The organism is Vibrio sp. Y176 (assembly GCF_033438945.1).
Genome location: NZ_JAWOQS010000798.1, coordinates 1 through 603, shown reverse-complemented (window position 1 = coordinate 603; position 603 = coordinate 1). Strand labels below are relative to the sequence as shown.

The 603-nt window shown below is 40.3% G+C and carries 1 protein-coding gene; it reads right to left on the bottom strand.

The window, feature by feature from the left end:
- Positions 1-387 (bottom strand): DUF3581 family protein (locus R7O13_RS28720; protein WP_318305442.1); only part of this gene is annotated, 387 nt, incomplete at its 3' end.
- Positions 388-603: the final 216 nt, after the last annotated feature.

Below are 603 nucleotides of genomic sequence, written 5' to 3'. Positions count from 1 at the left end.
GAAGTTCATGCCAGAAAACTGCACGTAATTTGTTACCACATGCTCAATAAAAGCCGGGTTGTGGTTGGTTTCGCCTTCACGAGACATGTGCAAGTATTCTTTGCCTGCCTCATCTACGACTGCGCTTTCTTTTTCACACTTATTTTCAATATGCAGCTCAATGCCATCATTTACCATGCCAGAGAAACGAAAGCGCATTTTTTGGCTGATGCCTTCTTTACTTAGTAGAACGGCAAATAGCAGATCGCCAGGCACACAAAAGCGTTTGTTATCTTCATCATGAATAGGGTTGTAATCACCAGCCACACGCTTAGCAAAGTGACTTGCTTGTTCGCGAGTGAATTGAAATTGATGATTATTGTTTGAAAAATAAGGTGTTAGAAACATAATTATTAAGTAGTAACCAAAACTGTAAGGGATTATATGCGAATATCTGCGTAGCAATGGTCCATCCAGTAGAAAGTTCACTGCATTTTGACAATGCGCACCCAAATCAGCAGATAAACGTTTAAAAACACATGCTTGAATGGCTTATCCATTTATGATGCGAATAAGTGCGTCGCGCGACTCTGATATCACTCACGAATTGTTAAGAGTATAGGC